Annotated in this window: 15 protein-coding genes; 8 read left to right on the top strand and 7 right to left on the bottom strand. The window is 74.9% G+C overall.

The genetic code is table 11. The features are described 5' to 3' along the window. Window positions 1–56 precede the first annotated feature (56 nt). Genes AB0883_RS19640 through AB0883_RS19630 form a run of 3 tightly spaced genes read left to right on the top strand, consistent with a single transcriptional unit; the run spans window position 57 to window position 3,267 of the window. On the top strand, window positions 57–1,094 hold the full coding sequence (locus AB0883_RS19640) for a zinc-binding dehydrogenase (RefSeq protein WP_366642595.1): 1,038 nt from the start codon (window positions 57–59) through the stop codon (window positions 1,092–1,094). After that, window positions 1,094–1,912, top strand: a complete 819-nt coding sequence (locus AB0883_RS19635) for a sugar phosphate isomerase/epimerase family protein (RefSeq protein WP_366642594.1) — start codon at window positions 1,094–1,096, stop codon at window positions 1,910–1,912. The genes AB0883_RS19640 and AB0883_RS19635 overlap by 1 nt, the downstream gene beginning before the upstream one ends. After that, window positions 1,909–3,267: a hypothetical protein gene (locus AB0883_RS19630; protein WP_366642593.1), complete on the top strand. Its 1,359-nt coding sequence runs from the start codon at window positions 1,909–1,911 to the stop codon at window positions 3,265–3,267. Before AB0883_RS19635 ends, AB0883_RS19630 begins: the two co-directional genes overlap by 4 nt. A 19-nt stretch (window positions 3,268–3,286) precedes the next feature. Here the strand turns inward: AB0883_RS19630 and AB0883_RS19625 are convergent, their stop codons facing one another. From AB0883_RS19625 to AB0883_RS19615, 3 genes are all read right to left on the bottom strand, one after another. Continuing rightward, complete coding sequence (locus AB0883_RS19625) at window positions 3,287–3,694, bottom strand: arsenate reductase ArsC (RefSeq protein WP_366642592.1); 408 nt, start codon at window positions 3,692–3,694, stop codon at window positions 3,287–3,289. Between the two features lie 12 nt (window positions 3,695–3,706). Next, window positions 3,707–4,816 (bottom strand): ACR3 family arsenite efflux transporter, encoded by a 1,110-nt coding sequence (gene arsB / locus AB0883_RS19620; RefSeq protein WP_366642590.1) that lies wholly within the window; start codon window positions 4,814–4,816, stop codon window positions 3,707–3,709. A gap of 67 nt (window positions 4,817–4,883) precedes the next feature. Further along, window positions 4,884–5,567 carry a helix-turn-helix domain-containing protein gene (locus AB0883_RS19615; protein ID WP_366642589.1) on the bottom strand — a complete coding sequence of 228 codons (684 nt, stop codon included), beginning with the start codon at window positions 5,565–5,567 and terminating at the stop codon, window positions 4,884–4,886. 130 nt (window positions 5,568–5,697) lie between these two features. Here AB0883_RS19615 and AB0883_RS19610 point away from each other — a divergent pair, with 130 nt between their 5' ends. The 3 genes from AB0883_RS19610 (at window position 5,698) to AB0883_RS19600 (ending at window position 8,136) form a co-directional block, all read left to right on the top strand. Continuing rightward, window positions 5,698–6,087, top strand: coding sequence for a DUF2267 domain-containing protein (locus tag AB0883_RS19610; protein ID WP_366642588.1), 390 nt, complete (start codon window positions 5,698–5,700; stop codon window positions 6,085–6,087). Window positions 6,088–6,354: 267 nt separating this feature from the next. Then, window positions 6,355–7,113, top strand: coding sequence for an alpha/beta fold hydrolase (locus AB0883_RS19605; protein ID WP_366642587.1), 759 nt, complete (start codon window positions 6,355–6,357; stop codon window positions 7,111–7,113). Between the two features lie 87 nt (window positions 7,114–7,200). Further along, window positions 7,201–8,136 carry a TauD/TfdA family dioxygenase gene (locus tag AB0883_RS19600; protein WP_366642586.1) on the top strand — a complete coding sequence of 312 codons (936 nt, stop codon included), beginning with the start codon at window positions 7,201–7,203 and terminating at the stop codon, window positions 8,134–8,136. Between the two features lie 23 nt (window positions 8,137–8,159). Here AB0883_RS19600 and AB0883_RS19595 read toward each other — a convergent pair whose 3' ends face one another. Beyond that, a complete protein-coding gene (locus tag AB0883_RS19595) occupies window positions 8,160–9,428 on the bottom strand; it encodes a hypothetical protein (protein ID WP_366642585.1) in 1,269 nt (422 codons plus the stop codon). A 393-nt stretch (window positions 9,429–9,821) separates the two neighbouring features. On the opposite strand from AB0883_RS19595, the gene AB0883_RS19590 reads away from it, so the two are divergent. Further along, entirely contained in the window at window positions 9,822–10,400 is a 579-nt protein-coding gene (locus AB0883_RS19590; RefSeq protein WP_366642584.1) for an AAA family ATPase, read from the top strand. 214 nt (window positions 10,401–10,614) lie between these two features. On the opposite strand, the gene AB0883_RS19585 is transcribed toward AB0883_RS19590, so the two are convergent. Next, the gene (locus tag AB0883_RS19585; protein ID WP_366642583.1) at window positions 10,615–12,216 is read right to left on the bottom strand and encodes an ADP-ribosyltransferase domain-containing protein; all 1,602 of its coding nucleotides are present in this window, start codon (window positions 12,214–12,216) and stop codon (window positions 10,615–10,617) included. A gap of 225 nt (window positions 12,217–12,441) precedes the next feature. Here AB0883_RS19585 and AB0883_RS19580 point away from each other — a divergent pair, with 225 nt between their 5' ends. Beyond that, a complete protein-coding gene (locus tag AB0883_RS19580; protein ID WP_366642582.1) occupies window positions 12,442–13,128 on the top strand; it encodes a macro domain-containing protein in 687 nt (228 codons plus the stop codon). On the opposite strand, the gene prfH is transcribed toward AB0883_RS19580, so the two are convergent. Continuing rightward, a complete protein-coding gene (gene prfH / locus AB0883_RS19575) occupies window positions 13,117–13,812 on the bottom strand; it encodes a peptide chain release factor H (RefSeq protein ID WP_366642581.1) in 696 nt (231 codons plus the stop codon). The genes AB0883_RS19580 and prfH overlap by 12 nt on opposite strands. Beyond that, window positions 13,809–14,984, bottom strand: coding sequence for an RNA ligase RtcB family protein (locus AB0883_RS19570; protein WP_366642580.1), 1,176 nt, complete (start codon window positions 14,982–14,984; stop codon window positions 13,809–13,811). The genes prfH and AB0883_RS19570 overlap by 4 nt, the downstream gene beginning before the upstream one ends. Window positions 14,985–15,123 lie beyond the last annotated feature (139 nt).

Below are 15,123 nucleotides of genomic sequence, written 5' to 3'. Positions count from 1 at the left end.
AGACATATACCGATTTTCTGCCTACGATGGAGCCCAGTGCTACCGGGATGTGACTCATGGTCAACTGGGTTGTCTCACTCGCCGGGCCCCGACGGATCAGCCTCGAGCCCTGCCCCCCGGATCCGCTCGGCCCCGGCCAGGTCCGGATCCGCACCTGCTACTCCGGCATCTCGGCCGGCACGGAACTCACCCTCTACCGGGGCAGCAACCCCCGGCTGAGCAAGGACTGGGACGACGTCAGCCGGATGTTCGTGCCCCGGCAGACCGCCGTGCCGTACCCGCTGGTGGGCTTCGGCTACGAGGAGGTCGGCGAGATCGTCGAGGTCGCGCCCGACGTGGCCGACCGCCGGGCCGGACAGGTCGTCTGGGGCATCTGGGGGCACCGCGCCGAGGCGGTCGTCCCCGCCGACACGGTGCATCCGCTGCCCGCCGGGCTGGACCCCCTCGCCGCGGTCTTCGCCCGCCCCGGGGCGATCGCCCTCACCGCCGTGCTCGCCGGCGACCTGCACCTGGGCGACTGGGTCGCGGTCTTCGGGCAGGGCGTCATCGGGCTGCTCGCCACCCGGCTCGCCGTCCTCTCCGGCGCGCGGGTGGTCGCCGTCGACCGGGTGCCCGCCCGGCTGGCGCACGCCGGCCGGCTCGGCGCCCGGACCGTCGTCGACGCGGGCGCCGAGTCGGCCGCGGCCGTGCTGCGCCGGGCCACCGGCGGCCGGGGCGCGGACGTCTGCCTGGAACTGTCCGGGGCGTACCCGGCACTGCACGAGGCGATCCGCTCCACCGCCCACGCCGGCCGCGTCGTGGCCGCCGGCTTCTACCAGGGACAGGCCGACGGGCTCGGCCTGGGTGAGGAGTTCCACCACAACCGGATCCAGCTGGTGGCGGCCCAGGTCTCCGGGCCGACCCCGGCGCCCGGCATGGCCGGCCGGTGGACCGGGGCCCGCGTCGCACACACCTTCATGGACCTGGTGGCCGAGGGCAGCGTCGACCCGCTGCCGCTGGTGAGCCACGTCGTCGACGCGAGCGCGGTGGCCGACGCGCTGGCGCTGCTCGACCGCGGTGACGCTGACGTCCTCCAAGTGGTGCTGAGGTTCTGATGACGATTCCCCTGGCCTGTCAGGAGCAGCTCCTGCCGGGCACCGACCTGATCCAGAAGTACGCGCTCGCCACCGCGCTCGGCTACGACGCGATCGAGCTGCGCGGCTCCGGCGACCTCGGGCTCGCCCGCCGGCTGCCCGAGCTGCGCCGGGCCCGCGCCGCCGGGGTGGTCATGCCCACCGTCTGCGTGGAGATGGACCACTTCATCGGTGACTTCGACCCCGGGCGCTCCCGCGACGCGGTGCGCAACCTGCGCTCCCAGCTCTCCGTGATCGCCGAGGTCGGCGGCGTCGGCGCGATGACCCCGGCGGCGTGGGGGATGTTCTCCCGGCGGCTGCCGCCGTTCGAGCCGCCCCGCTCACCCGCCGCCGACCGGCAGGTGCTCGTCGACGCCCTGGGCGAGCTGGGGGAGCACGCCCGCGCCGAGGGGGTCACCCTCTTCCTGGAACCGCTCAACCGGTACGAGGACCACATGGTCAACCGGCTCGCCGACGCGGTCGCCCTCTGCGCGGCCGTCGGGCTGCCCTCGGTGCGGGTGGTGGCGGACACCTTCCACATGAACATCGAGGAGGACGACGTGCACCGGGCGCTGCGCGCCGCCGCGCCGTACCTGGGGCACGTGCAGGTCAGCGACTCCAACCGCCACCAGCCCGGCGCCGGGCACCTCGACTGGCCGGCACTGGTCCGCACCCTGCTGGAGATCGACTACCGGGGCTGGCTGGCGCTGGAGTGCCGGCTGCGCGGCGACCCCGTACGCGCCCTGCACCAGGCCGCCACCGTGCTGCGGCACGCCCAGCCCCGGCAGGCGGCGGCGTGAGCACCGGGACCGCCGGCGGCCCGCACACCACCGCCGGGGCCCGCGACGTCGGGGCCCTGCGCCGCCTCGCCGTCGCCACCCTCGACGCCAACTGGGAACACGACCACACGGTGCCGTCGCGCACCCTCTACCCGCACCAGTGGAGCTGGGACTCGGCGTTCATCGCCATCGGCTGGTCCCACGTCCGCCCCGACCGCGCCTGGTGCGAGCTGGCCAGCCTGTTCCGGGCCCAGTGGGTCGACGGGCGGGTGCCGCACATCGTGTTCAACCCGGCGCTGCGCGTCGGCTCGTACTTCCCGGGGCCGGAGTTCTGGGAGTCGGGGCTCGCCGAGGGCGCACCGGCGGTCGCCACCTCCGGGCTGATCCAGCCGCCCGTGCACGCGCCCGCCGCCTGGCTGGCGTACCGGCGGTCCCCCTCCGGGGCCGGGCGGGCGGCGCTGCGCCGGCTCTATCCCCGGCTGGTGGCCCAGCAGCGCTACCTCGCCACCCGCCGGGATGTCGGCGGGGGCGGGTTGGCCTGCATCGTCCACCCGTGGGAGTCCGGGCTGGACAACAGTCCCGCCTGGGACGCCCCGATGGCGGCGGTGCCCGCCGACGCGGCCGTCATGCGCGCGTACCGCCGGCACGACACCGCGCACGCCGACGCCGCGCACCGCCCCACGGACCTCGACTACGCGCGCTACGTCGCGATCGTGGCGGCCTACCGCGAGCGCCGCTACCGCGACGACGACCTCGCCGGCCGGCACCCGTTCCTGGTGGAGTGCCCGCTGGTCAACGCCGCCATGGGCGCCGCGGAGCACGCGCTCGCCCGGATCGCGCCGCTGGTCGGCGCCGACCCCGGCCCGCACCGGGAGCGCGCCGCGCGGATCACCGAGGCCCTGGTGCGCCGGCTGTACGACCCGACGACCGGCACCTTCCACCCCCGGGACCTGCGCGCCGACCGCCTCGTGCCGGCCCGGACGGTGCTCGGCCTGGCCCCGCTGGTCCTGCCCGACCTGCCCGCGCGGCAGGTGTCGGCGCTGGTCGCCGAGGCGTGCTCGCCGCGCTTCGGGCTGGCCGCCCGGATGGACCGGCCGCTGCCCAGCCACGACCGCACCGCGCCGGACTTCGAGCCGCTGCGCTACTGGCGCGGGCCGAGCTGGATGAACGTCAACTGGCTGGTGCGCCGGGGGCTGCTGCGCCACGGCCGCCCGGACCTGGCGGCCGGCCTGCGCGACTCGATGATCGAGCTGGTGGCCCGCTCCGGCTGCCACGAGTACTTCCACCCGGACACCGGTGCCGGGCTCGGCTCGCCGGCGTTCGGCTGGACGGCCGCGCTGCTGCTCGACGTCCTCGCCGACGACCCGGCCGGCTGAGCCCGCCCGGGCGCCCCGGTCAGCCGGCCGGGACCAGCTCCCGCAGCAGCCGCTGCACCCGCGCCCGGATCTCGTCGCGGATCGGCCGGACGTCCTCGACGCTGCGGCCGGCGGGGTCGTCGAGCTGCCAGTCCTCGTAGCGCCGGCCGGGGAAGACCGGGCAGGCGTCGCCGCAGCCCATCGTGACGATGACGTCGGAGGACTCGGCGGTGGCGTACTCCAGCAGGGTCGGCGTCTGTGCGCTGATGTCGATGCCGACCTCCCGCATCGCCTCGACGGCGGCCGGGTTGACGGTCCCGGCCGGCGCCGATCCGGCGGAGCGCACCTCGACGGCGTCGCCGGCGAGGTGGCGCAGCCAGCCGGCGGCCATCTGCGAACGGCCGGCGTTGTGTACGCAGACGAAGAGGACGGTGGGCTTCGTGGTCATGGGTGCTTCCTCTCAGTGCGCGACGGGGACGGTGGGCCGGCCCGGGGCGGGCGACGGGAAGAACCGGCGGCGTGCCCACAGCGAGACGTGGACGAGGGCGACCAGGACCGGCACCTCGATCAGCGGCCCGACCACGCCCGCCAGGGCCTGCCCGGACGTGACGCCGAAGGTGCCGATGGCGACCGCGATGGCGAGCTCGAAGTTGTTGCCGGCGGCGGTGAAGGCCAGCGTCGTGGTGCGCGCGTAGCCGAGGCCGACCGCCCGGCCGAGGGCGTACGACCCGGCCCACATCACCGCGAAGTAGACCAGCAGCGGCAGGGCGATGCGGGCCACGTCCAGCGGTCGGTCGGTGATCGCCTCGCCCTGGAGGGCGAACAGGACGACGATGGTGAAGAGCAGCCCGTACAGCGCCGTGGGGCCGATCCTCGGCAGGAACCGGCGCTCGTACCAGTCGCGGCCCCGGGTCCGCTCGCCGAGACGGCGGGTGAGGTAGCCGGCGAGCAGCGGGACGCCGAGGAAGATCAGCACGTTGCGGGCGATGTCCCAGCCCGAGACGGTCAGCTCGGCGCCCTCCAGGCCCAGCCAGTCCGGCAGGACCGCGAGGTAGAACCAGCCGAGCACGCCGAACGCGAGCACCTGGAACACCGAGTTGAGCGCGACCAGCACGGCGGCGGCCTCCCGGTCGCCGCAGGCCAGGTCGTTCCAGATGACCACCATGGCGATGCAGCGGGCCAGCCCGACGATGATCAGGCCGGTGCGGTACTCCGGCTGGTCGGCCAGGAAGAACCAGGCCAGCGCGAACATCAGCGCGGGCCCGACGATCCAGTTCAGCGCCAGCGAGGAGAGCAGCAGCCGCCGGTCACCGGTGACGGTGCCGAGCCGGTCGTAGCGGACCTTGGCCAGCACCGGGTACATCATGATCAGCAGCCCGAGGGCGATGGGCAGCGAGACGCCGCCGATCCGCACCGCGTCCAGCGCGGCGTCCAGGCCCGGGACCAGCCGGCCGAGGAGGAGGCCGGCAGCCATCGCGAGGCCGATCCAGAGCGGCAGGAACCGGTCGAGGCGGGACAGGCGTCCCACCACGGCCACGTCGGCCGGATCGTCGTGGGTGGTGGTGCTCACGGGGCTCCCGTTCGGGTCGTCGGTGCGGGTGCGGGTGCGGCGGTCGGGTGGTGCGGGCGGACGGCGGTCAGCTCGGCGCCGCGGCGGTCACGGCGGGTGCGAGCCGGTCGACCCGGGCCTCGAGTTCGGCGTACGCCGCCTCGAACGCCTCGTCGGTGCCGACGCGGACGGGGTCGGGCACCGACCAGTGCAGGCGGGGCCGGGCCGCGCCGGTGAGATCCTCGTGCGCGTTGTCGCAGACGGCGACGACGAGGTCCGCGGCGCGGACGACGTCGTCGACGTGGGCGGTGCCGACCGGGTCGAGACGCAGCCCGTGGCGGCGGGCCACCGCCTCGGCGCGGGGGTGCACGCGGGGGGCGGGGCTGGTGCCCGCCGACGCGGCCGGGGCGTGCGTGCGCCGCGTCCAGAGGGCCGCGGCGAGCTGCGAGCGGGCGGAGTTGTGGGTGCAGACGAAGACGACGCGACCCACCCCGTCCAGCGGCGGCGGGGCCAGCGCCGACAGCGCCGCCGGTCGCAGCCGCAGGTAGGCGCGGCGCCGGTCGCCCTCGGAGCGCGTGCGGGTGACCAGGCCGGCTCCGGTGAGCACCTTGACGTGGTGGGCCACCAGGTTGGTGGGCAGGTCGAGGGCGTGGGCGATCTCGCCGGGGGAGGCGTCGCCGAGCAGCAGCGCGTCCACGATCGCCAGGCGCGCCGGGTCGCCGAGGGCGGCGTGGATCCGGGCACGCGCGGTCAGAGAAGCATCAGCATCCATTGACTCAATCCTCACTGAGCGACCGGGCTGATGTCAAGCGGGGTGGCGGGCCGCCTCCCCGCCCTCGGGGCGGTCGTTTGCGGGTGCCGGGGGCGGGTATCCGCGCATCCGCTGACGACAGGAGGCTGCCGTGCGGTTTCCCCTATTCGTCGATGCGGTGTCCCGCCGCGCCGGACTGCCCACCGCCCAGGCCGCCACGATCGCCCGCGCCGTGTTGCAGACCATGGTGGAGCGGATGAGCGGCGGTGCGGCCGGTCGCCTCCCCGACGAACTCGACGGCTATCTCGCGGGGACCGGTCCCGGCGACGGCCCGGGCAGCGCGCCCGGTCCGGCGGACTTCGTGCGTCGGGTGGGGGAGCGGGCCGGGACGGACGAGGCCACCGCCCGGGCGGGAACCGGTGCCGTCTTCGCCACCCTGCGGGAGGCGGTCACCGTCGACGAGTTCCGCGAGATGGTGGCCCGGCTGCCCCGGGACTTCGACGGCATGACCCAACCGATCCCCCGGCCGGACGAGGCCTGACCGGCCACCCCGTCACCGTACGCTCACCCGTCGCCGCGGGATGCCACGCGGATCCTCGCGGGGCGCGCGCATCGAGCCCTATGCTGCTTGCGACGTGACGGTATAGGCGGACCATGAGGCCCTCCTGGAACATGGCGGTCGGCCCGATCGCGGTCGGCCCGCCGATGCCTCGGAGGGCGCCGCACCTCGGTCCGGCGCGCCGGGCCGACCGTCACCCCGTTCCGGCGGCAGCGGCACCGGAGCGATCCCCTCGATGGAAGGCGCGCGGTGACCTGGTTCCTCTCCGCCGGCGGCTGGCACCCGGCGCCGGTCCAACTGTTCTGCCTGCCCTACGCGGGCGGAGGCGCGACCGTCTTCCGGCGCTGGCAGGACGGGCTCGGCCCCGACGTCGAGGTGCTGCCGGTGCAACTGCCCGGCCGCGAGAACCGGATCGGCGAGAACCCGGTGTTCGAGGTCGTCGACGTCGCGTACGCCATCGCCGAACGGATCCGTGGCCCGTACGCGATCTACGGTCACTCGATGGGCGGCCGGGTCGGCTTCGAGGTCGTCCGCGAACTGCGCCGCGCCGGACGTCCACTGCCGCTGCGGCTCTACGTCGGCGGCGCCCGCGCCCCGCACCTCCACGCGCCCAGCCACTTCGACGGGCTGTCCCGGGTGGACGACGACGAGCTGCTGCGCCGCCTGGAGGCCGGCGGCGGGATGCCGGCCGGGCTGCGGGAGTACCCGGAGCTGGTCGAGCTGCTGCTACCCCTGCTGCGCGCCGACTTCGCCCAGGTGGACGACTACCGCTACACCCCCGAGGAGCCGCTGCCGATGCCGATCGTGGCGTTCAGCGGCCGCGACGACAACACCGTCAGCCGGGAGCACAGCGACGGCTGGCGGGAGCACAGCGCCGCCGGCTTCACCCTGCACGAGATCGACGGCGGGCACTTCTTCCTCAACGAGCGGCTGCCCGATCTGCTCGCCGTGATCCGGGCGGACCTCACCGCCGCCCGCACCGACGCGGCCACCCGCCACCACGGGTGAGCCGCCCGCCCCGGCCGCCGTCGGGGCCGCCATCCCGCTGTCCCGCGACCGCCCGCGGCGACGGCGAGCGACGACAGGAGTGAGAGCATGAGTGACCGGACCGCCACGCTGCCGGTCGTCGTCGAGAACGACGGCCGCGAGCTGACCGAGCTGATCGCCGCCCGCCGCGCGGAGTTGCGGGCGAGCCTGGTGGAGCACGGCGGACTGTTGTTCCGCGGGTTCGACGTCGGCGGCGTCGAGGGCTTCGACCGGGCGGTGCGGGCGCTGTCCGGTGAGCCGCTGGTCTACACCGAGCGTTCGTCGCCCCGGCACGCCATCGCCGGCCGGGTCTACACCTCGACCGACTACCCGCCGAACGAGGAGATCTTCCTGCACAACGAGAACTCGTACCAGGCCCGCTGGCCGCTGACGTTGTTCTTCTACTGCCTCACCCCACCGCAGACGCAGGGCGCCACCCCGCTGGCCGACGTCCGCCGGGTGTACGCCGAGATCGATCCGGCGGTACGCGAGGAGTTCGTCCGCCGCCGCTGGATGCTGGTGCGCAACTTCCACGGTGACTTCGGCACCCCGTGGCAGCACGTCTTCGGCACCGACGACCGTGCCGAGGTCGAGGCGTACGCGGCGGCGAACCGGATCGAGCTGGAGTGGCGGGGCGCCGACGGGCTGCGTACCCGCGCGGTGCGCGACGTCGTGCACCACCGGCCCGGCTCGGACACCCCGCGCTGGTTCAACCACGCCACGTTCTTCCACGTGAGCACCCTCGCCAAGGACCTCCAGGAGGGGCTGCTGGCCATGTTCGGCACCGAGGGGCTGCCGGCCAACACGTACTACGGCGACGGCGGCGAGATCCCCGCCGACGTCGTGGACCACCTGCGGGCCGCGTACCGGGCGGCGAGCGTCCGCTTCGACTACCGGCGCGACGACGTGCTGGTCGTGGACAACATGACCGCCGCGCACGGGCGGGAGCCGTTCACCGGCCCCCGCAAGATCGCCGTCGCCATGGCCGAACCGCACACCCCCTGATCCGGGTCGCCTTCCGGGCCGGGCTACGCCTCGTAGCGGTCCGCGACGTCGGCCTCCGGCAGCTCCTCCGGGTCGGCGACCCAGGCGGAGAAGACCGGCACCCCGTGCCACGGGCCACCCACGCCGTCGCCGGCCCGCTCGTCGGTGGCGACCGCCACCACGGCGTACGGGTGGCCGAAGCGCAACTCCGCGATCCGGGCCACCCCCTCCGGCGGCAGGCTGAGCGTCGCGCCGAAAGCGGTGACGGCCGCCGCCTCGAAGCCGTACCGGCCGTAGCGGGCCATGGCCGCCTGGGCCGCCTCGAACTCGAGCCCCGGCGAGTCCAGCAGTTCGCCGAACGCCCGCGCGACGGCGGGGAAGCCCAGCCCGGGCGCGGCCAGCTCGTGCCGGCTGCGGGCCGACCAGCAGGGCAGCACCGCCGTCGCCCGCTCCTCCCGGCCGTTTGGCGCGTACGTCCGGGTCGGCTCCTCGCGCAGCGTCCACAGCGGGCCCTCGCCCAGCGGCACGTCGAACAGGGAACGCCGCCGTGCGGGCAGCTCACGCTCGGGCGTGTCGGCGACGGCCGTCGCCAGCTCGTGGGCCGCCGCGAGGACGTCCCCGGCCGGCACGTCGGGTGCCGCGACGACGGAGACCACCAGCAGCCCGGCCGCCCCGTCGGCGGTCCGCGCCGGCTGGGCGGGGGCGGCGTGCGCGGCGACGGTGCCGGCCCGCGCGGTGTCGGCGATCCAGCAGCGGTGGCCGTGCTCCGGGCTGCGCAGCGCCCGGCGCAGTCCACCGGCCCAGGCGCTGTCGGGCCCGAGCGCGTCGGCCGGCGCCACCTCGAACGGGGTCGCCCACGAGACCCGGGTGGCCAGGGCGCTGGCCAGCACCAGCAGCACCCGCGGCGTGACCGTCAGCGGGAAGGCCTCGATCAGGCCGAGCGTGTGCTCGCGGGCCCACGCGTCGAGCCCGGCCTGGTCCGGCAGCGGCCCGGTCCCGGTCGACGCGGGCAGTGCGGCCCGCCACCCGTCGAGCCCGGGCGTCCCGACGCCGGGCCGGTGCCAGAACGCGGTCGCCGAGGGCACCAGCGGGTGCGGCGCCGCCAGCAGGCCGTGAGCCGCCTCGGCGGCGGCCGCCACGTCGGTGCCGAGCACCTCCTCCAGCGCCGCGCGGGTCGGGCCGGTGGCGGCCGGCGCGGCGAGCGCCAGCAGCAGCCACGCGCCGAGCGGGGAGGCGACGTGGTGCCCGTCGCCGATCACGGCGTGCAGGCGGTCGGCGTAGCGGGACAGGGGGGTACGGATGTCGATCGTCACCGCTTCACTGTGCCCGCTCGGGGGCCGCCTCACCACCTGCCGGTCGGCGGCCCGCACCAGCCGCGACGCGGGCCCCGGTGGTGGTGAGCAGGATCAGGCCGGGCGTGGGCCACGGTCGAGGCGTCGAGGCACCCGGGTGGGGCAGCCGCCCGGGACGACGACCGGGTCGGTACTCGAAGTGCCACCACTCGTTGTCGACGCCGAGAGTGATCGCCGGTCGTCGCCGCCGTCACGGAGCCCGGATCCTCCTGAGCCGGCGCGTGCGGCGCGGGCCGTCCCCGGACCCGGGGCGGCCCGCGCCGCACGCGGGCTCCGGGCCGGCGGACGTACCATCGTGGGCGTCCGTACGGGCAGCGTCTCCCGGCGGCGCCGGGCCGACCGAGGAGGCGTGTCGTGACACAGGCCCAGCCGGCTGCCGCGTCGGCGCCGCGCCTGATCGTGCTCAACGGGCCACCCGGGTGCGGCAAGTCGACGCTGGCCCGCAGGTACGTCGAGGACCACCCTCTCGCGCTCGACCTCGACATCGACCGGATCCGTGACCTCATCGGGCAGTGGCGTGACCATGCCGGTCCCGCCGGCCTGCTCGCCCGCGCCGTCGCGCTGGCGGCGGCCCGGGCGCACCTGGCCGGCCGCCACGACGTGATCGTCCCGCAGTTCCTCGGCCGTCCCGAGTTCATCGAACAGGCCGAGCGCGTGGCGCACGACACCGGCGCCCGGTTCCACGAGATCGTCCTGCTCGACGGCAGGGAGAACGCGCTGCGGCGATTCGTCGAGCGCAGCCGTACCTCCACGGATCCGGCGCATCTCGACGCCCAGCGCATGCTCGACCGGCACGGCGGGACCACCGAGCTGGCGGCGATGTACGACCGCCTGCTCGCGGTCGTCGCCGCCCGGCCCGGGACCAGGGTCGTGCGCAGCGAGCACGGCAGGGTCGACGAGGCATACCGGGAACTCCTCGCCTGCCTCGGCTAGGGCGCGGATCCGGCCACGGTCCCGGCCCCCCGCGCGGGACGGTGACGCGCGGGACGCGGTCACGGGCGGACACACGGGCGGACACACGGGCGGACACACGGGCGGACACACGGGCGGACACACGGGCGGACACACGGGCGGGCGCGCGGAGCGGGCGTGGAGCCGGCGCCCCGGCGCCACGCCCGCCGGGGCGGTCCCGCCTGCCGCCGGCCGCTCACGCCACCATGCGCTCCTCGGCCAGCTCCGTCAGCCGGACGGTGCACAGGCCGTTGCGTTCCACCTTCACGTCGGTCACCGTGAGCTGCGTGCCGGGGGCCAGGATGACCTCCTCCTCGCCGGTGAAGGCGGAGAACCGCCGGATGCCCACGGCCCGTACGGGCAGCACCTCGAAGAGCGTCCGCTTGCCGCGACCGCCGAGGAACGCCTGGGCCACGCCGAGCTTCGACGTGCACGACGAGACGCCCCACCACGTCACGGTCTGCCCGAGCGGATACTGCGCGCGCAGGTCCAGCGACACCCCGCGCCACAGCGGCTCCGTACGGGCCGGGAGCCGTGACACGGCCGAGAACAACAGCCGCAGGTACGGCAGGTACGGGACGATCCGACTGCGGTCCGGGTTGCGCAGCGTGGCGTTGATCTGCCGGTAGAACGCCGACTCGCAGGTGTAGAGGTGGAGGGCCGCGACCTCGTCGGCGGAGAGGCCGTCGACCGCGCCGTCCACCTGCTTCTCGCCGAACCGGTGTGACTGCTCGACGTGCCAGTCGAGCCCGGGCAGCAGCGCGGCCACCGGGGCGACGGCCGCACGGAAGTCCATCAGCGGGGTGTCGGACACGCCGGTGATCGCGGGAAGGGCCAGTCCCTCGTCCTTGACGCTGGCGAGCCGTTCGAGGTAGAGCTTGTGCAACTCCATCGTGGAGGCGATGAACGCCCCCATGCGATCGGCCGTGTCCGTGTCGGTGCCGCCCGCGTTCCATCCTTTGCGGGGCAGCCAGTCGATCTCGTCGGCGCCCAACGTCCTGAGCGCCTCGTTGACGTCGGCGAAGTGGTTCCCGTCGCAGAAGATGTCGCCCTGCGCCGCCGGGTTGGGGTGGTCGATGTGGCGGACCTCCACGTCCGGGTACTTCTTCTCGAGCCGCTGCACCACCCGCTTGAGGCTGCGCGCGTGCGCACCCCACCACGCGAACACCACGCCCCGGTCCTCCTCGTCGGCGTGCTGCTTGGCCTTCAGGATCTCCTCGACCAGCGCCTCGACGACCGGCCGCCAGAACGCGGTGTGCCGGTCGGTGGCCAGTGTCCCGTCGCCGCTGGCGGTGAGCGCCGCGTTCAACAGCAGCACGCCCTGGGTGAGCATCGCCTGGAACCACTCCGGCGGCTGCACCGTGTCGTGCTCCCGCAACAGGGCACGGATGTCGGCGATCGGCGTCTTCTTGGCGATGCCGTGCTTCCACATCGCCGCCGCCTTGATGATGCAGCGGATGGTGACGACCCTGCCGAACTGGCTGTCGTCCCAGTTGTGGAAGGTGTTGTCGAACATGGCGATGCCGGTGGCGCTCTCGCTGCGCGGGTACGGGTTCTGCCCGAAGACGACGACCTTCCACTTGTGCGGCGGGTTGGGCTTGAGCGCCTGGAAGGTCAGTTCCCGCACGGGCACGACCATCGGGCTGCGACCCGGGCCGATGAACGTGGCGGCGTCCGGCTGCGCCTCGATGACCGGCTTGACCAGCGGCAGCCAAGGCTCGCCGCCGCCGGTGAACAGGTCGGCGAGGGCCAGCGGGTCGTTCGGGTCGGGCGGGGTGGGGGCGGTGGTGTCGCTCATCGCGGGCTCCCGGAGTGGCGGGCCGTGCCGGTCGGACGGCGCGGGTGGTCGAGGTGGGAGGCATTCTGTCGCCCGCGGGCGACAGTTACGGCGCCGGCGACGACACGCTCGGGCGCCCGCGGTCCCGGGGCCGCGCACCGTGCGTGGCGCGACGCGAAAGGTTGTCGGTGGGCGGCGATAGCGTGCTCCAAGTCGGAGAGAACCCTTCCCCCACCGGAGTGAGCCATGACCGTCGACCGCGAGAAGCCGCTGCTCAGGGTGGTGCTGACAGACGTCAACGCGAAGGTGGTGCAGGCGTGGCGCGCGGCGTTCGCCGACACCCCCGAGGTCGAGATCCACCGGGGGTCGATCCTCACCCGGCAGGCCGACGCCTGGGTCAGCCCGACCAACTCCCGGGGGCGGATGGACGGCGGCGTCGACGCGGTCGTCAAGCGGCACCTGGGGGCGGGGATCCAGCTGCGCGTCCAGCGGGCGATCCGCGACCGGTTCGGCGCAGCGATGCCGGTGGGCAGCGCCGTCTGCGTGCCGTCGGGGGCCACCAACCCCAGGTTCCTGATCTCCACGCCGACCATGGAGCAGTCGGCGCAGGACGTGAGCGAGACGCTGAACGTGGCGCTGGCGTGCGCCGCCGCGTTCCAGGCCGTCCACGCGCAGAACGAGCAGGAGCCGGGCAGCATCGCGTCGGTGGCGCTGGTCGGCATGGGCGCGGCGACCGGCCGGGTGCCGGCGCGGGTCTGCGCCAACCTGATGTGGACCGGCTACACGCTGTTCAACGACTACCACTTCCGCGACTACGACGAGCTGCGCAGGACCATCTGCGAGCAGCTCGACGACATCGGCAGCCGCCCGGAGGAGGAGCGGGTGCGGGTGACGGTGCCGGCGGCGTCCGGCTCCCGCCGGTCACGAGGCTGACGCGTCCCGGCGGCGGGGGGAGCGCCCCCGGTCTCGGCGCGTCCGCCGCGGCGGGCCCGCCTCCTGCCTCGGCGGTTCCGGGCGTTCGACGCGGGTGGGGTCGCCGCGGACGAGTTCGTCGTGGATGCGCCAGCGGGCGGTGACGACGGCGCGTTCAGCGGCCTCGTCGTCGTGTGCGATCCGCTGCCGCAGCAACTGGATGGCGAGGCGGCGGTTGAGGCTGAACTGCCGTTCGGTGTCGACCACGACGACGATGCCCGACGGGCGGTGGGTCGCCCGCACCGCCGTGCTGGCCTTGTCCCGGTGCTGGCCGCCGGGGCCGCCGGTGCGGCAGGCCACGATGTCGACGTCCGCCTCCGCGAACGCCGTCGTCGGGCTGTCGAGCTGGCATGGTCGGGCGACGACGTACCAGTTCTTCCGGCCGGTGCTCGCCCGGTAGGGGCTGGGGGCCTGCCAACACAGGGTGCCGGTCCACGCGGCGGCGAACGCCTCGGCGCCGCCGCCGCAGATCCGGATCAGGGCCGACCGATGGGTGTCGGGCCGCTCGCCGGGCACGGTCCGGACCCGGTGGGTCGTCAGGCCCTGCCGGGCGGCCTCGGCTTCCAGGCGGTGCAGCAGCCGGGCCAGCGCCCAGGCGCACTCCTGCGGGCCACGCCCGGCGGACATGAGCAGGTGCGGGCTCATGCCCGACCCCGCCTGGAGCGGTCGCTGCGGCGGTCGGATCGGGTGGTGGACCCGGCGTCGGGCGTCTTGTAGGTGACCAGGGGGACCGTGGTGGCCACGGGCGTGGCCAGGCCGTGGTCGACGAGATCCGCGATCACACGTTCGATGCGCTTGTAGGCCGTGGGCGCCTCCTCGAAGAGCAGTTGGCGGTCGCCGCACACCACCAGCGACCCCACCGGGGTGCGCCGCAGTTCCTCGACGGTGTGCTTGGCCCGGCTGCGCCGCAGGGCGTCGGCGCGGGACATCTTGCGGCCCGCGCCGTGCGCCACCGAGTGGTTGGCGGCCGGACCGGCGTGGGCGGCCACGAGGTAGGAGGCGGTACCCCGGGTGCCGGCGACGAGCACGTCGCGGCCGTCGCCCGGCGCCGCGCCCTTGCGGTGCAGGTAGGCCCCGTCGCGGACCTCCACCAGGTTGTGGCACTGGTCGACGACGGGCGCGGTGGGCTCGGCCCCCAGGGCGTGGGCGACCCGGGCGGCCAGCAGCCGCCGGTTGAGCGAGCCCCACCGTACGGCGTCGTCGTGCGCCGTCAGGTAGGCGGCGGGATCCGGGGCGGGACCCGCGCCGTGGGCCTCGGTGTGCGCCCGCAGGATGCGCTCGCCCAAACCTCGGGAACCCGTGTGGACGACGAGCACGAGATCGCCGGCGTCGAGCCCGAGACGACTCGCGTGACCCGGCTCGAAGACCGTGTCGACGCGCGCCAGCTCGACGAAGTGGTTGCCCCGACCGACCGTCCCGAGTCCGTCGACGTGACCGGCGGGAATGTCGCCCGCCACGACGGCCCAGGCGGGGTCGTCGGCGTCCCGCTCGGGGTCGAGCGGGCGGTCGAGGTCGGGGAACCGGGCAGCGAGCCGCTCCGGCACGGCACGCTTGAGCCTGATGGGGAACACGGCGATGCCGCAGCCGATGTCGGAGCCGACCAGGAACGGGTACAGCACGGTCGACGCCATGGCGGCGCCGATGGGGGCGCCCTTGCCCGGGTGCAGGTCCGGCATGGCGGCGACGTGGATCATGCCGGGCAGGGCGGCCACCTGCCGGCACTGCGTCAGGGCCTCGGACTCGATCCAGCTCGTGGGGGAGGCGAAGACGGTGACGGTGGCCGGGGTGGACCGCGAAAGGGACTGGTGCTCAGACAAGGACGCTCGCTTCTCGCGCAAACGGGAATGGACGGACGGCACCACGACACCGGTCGGTGCCGCGCGCCTCGGCGATGGGGATGCTGCCCGTCAGAACGTCATGGACGACACCATTCCGGAGCCGGCCGCCCGCGGCAAC

It is taken from the genome of Micromonospora sp. NPDC047812 (genome assembly GCF_040704175.1).
Lineage (GTDB): Bacteria > Actinomycetota > Actinomycetes > Mycobacteriales > Micromonosporaceae > Micromonospora.
This window is presented reverse-complemented; position numbering and strand designations above follow the sequence as displayed.

What these genes read in the sequence shown, in the direction of transcription:
- AB0883_RS19640 (WP_366642595.1), top strand. Translation starts at nt 57, where the DNA reads ATGGTCAACTGGGTTGTCTCACTCGCCGGGCCCCGACGGATCAGCCTC.
- AB0883_RS19635 (WP_366642594.1), top strand. Translation starts at nt 1,094, where the DNA reads ATGACGATTCCCCTGGCCTGTCAGGAGCAGCTCCTGCCGGGCACCGAC.
- AB0883_RS19625 (WP_366642592.1), bottom strand. Translation starts at nt 3,694, where the DNA reads ATGACCACGAAGCCCACCGTCCTCTTCGTCTGCGTACACAACGCCGGC.
- AB0883_RS19615 (WP_366642589.1), bottom strand. Translation starts at nt 5,567, where the DNA reads ATGGATGCTGATGCTTCTCTGACCGCGCGTGCCCGGATCCACGCCGCC.
- AB0883_RS19600 (WP_366642586.1), top strand. Translation starts at nt 7,201, where the DNA reads ATGAGTGACCGGACCGCCACGCTGCCGGTCGTCGTCGAGAACGACGGC.
- AB0883_RS19585 (WP_366642583.1), bottom strand. Translation starts at nt 12,216, where the DNA reads ATGAGCGACACCACCGCCCCCACCCCGCCCGACCCGAACGACCCGCTG.
- AB0883_RS19580 (WP_366642582.1), top strand. Translation starts at nt 12,442, where the DNA reads ATGACCGTCGACCGCGAGAAGCCGCTGCTCAGGGTGGTGCTGACAGAC.
- prfH (WP_366642581.1), bottom strand. Translation starts at nt 13,812, where the DNA reads ATGAGCCCGCACCTGCTCATGTCCGCCGGGCGTGGCCCGCAGGAGTGC.